This is a genomic window from Geminicoccus flavidas (assembly GCF_009806515.1).
GTDB classification, from domain to species: domain Bacteria; phylum Pseudomonadota; class Alphaproteobacteria; order Geminicoccales; family Geminicoccaceae; genus Geminicoccus; species Geminicoccus flavidus.
In genome coordinates this window covers 1-1044 of record NZ_WUJP01000076.1, presented here as the reverse complement: position 1 = coordinate 1044, position 1044 = coordinate 1, and the positions used below count along the sequence as shown (strand labels likewise).

The 1044-nt window shown below is 68.6% G+C and carries 2 protein-coding genes; both read left to right on the top strand.

Going from position 1 to position 1044, the window contains the following annotated elements; all coding sequences use genetic code 11:
- Positions 1-584: class I tRNA ligase family protein (locus EQG76_RS02025; protein ID WP_159710145.1), on the top strand; the 584-nt coding region annotated here is incomplete at its 5' end.
- A partial coding sequence (locus EQG76_RS02020) for a TatD family hydrolase (RefSeq protein WP_200840486.1) occupies positions 581-1044 on the top strand: 464 nt, incomplete at its 3' end. The genes EQG76_RS02025 and EQG76_RS02020, both read left to right, overlap by 4 nt.

Here is a 1044-nt window from a genome sequence, read left to right as displayed (position 1 = left end):
ACCAGACCCGCTACTTCCTGCTGCGCGAGGTGCCGTTTGGCGCGGATGGCGACTTCAGCCGGGCGGCGATGATCCGGCGGATGAACGCCGACCTGGCCAACGACTACGGCAATCTCGGCCTGCGCGTCCTGTCCTTCATCCAGAAGAATGCCAGTGCCGCGGTGCCGGCCAAGGGCGAGTTGACCTCGGCCGACCATGAGCTGCTCGATGCCGCCGCCGGGCTGGTGGCGAGGGTGCGCGCGGACATGGACGTGCAGGCACCGCACAAGGCGCTGGAAGCGATCTTCACTGTGATCGCGGACGCCAACCGCTGGATCGACACCCACGCACCCTGGGCCCTGCGCAAGACTGATCCAGATCGGATGAACACGGTGCTCTGGGTGCTGGTCGAGACCATCCGCCGGATCGCGATCCTCACCCAGGCCTTCATGCCGGCGGCCTCGGCCAAGGTGCTGGACCAGCTCGCGGTGCCGGCGGAGCGGCGGCTGCTGGCGCACGTCACCGATCCGGACGCGGCCCTTGCCCCTGGCACGCCCTTACCGAAGCCAGACGGCGTGTTCCCGAAATGGCAGGAGCCGGCATGACCATCGTCGATACCCACTGCCACCTGGACTATCCGGGGCTGGCCGAAGACCTGCCGGGTGTCCTGGCGCGGGCCGCTGCGGCGGGCGTGGATCGGATGATCACGATCGGCACGAAGCTCTCCGTCTTCGAGAAGGTCCGCGCGATCGCGCATGGCCACCCGAACGTGCTCTGCACGATCGGGGTCCATCCGCACGAGGCGGGCAAGGAGGGCTTCCCCGATCCTGCCGTGTTCCTCGAGGCGGCCAAGGACCCCCGCGTGGTCGGGATCGGCGAGAGCGGGCTCGACTATTTCTACGACAACGCCCCGCGCGACGCACAGCGCCGCTCCTTCCTCCTGCACGTCCATATCGCTCAGGCGACCGGCCTGCCGCTCGTGGTGCACACGCGCAACGCCGACGACGACACGATGGACCTGCTGGAGGAGGCGATGCGCCGCCAGCCCTTCACCGGCGTGATCCA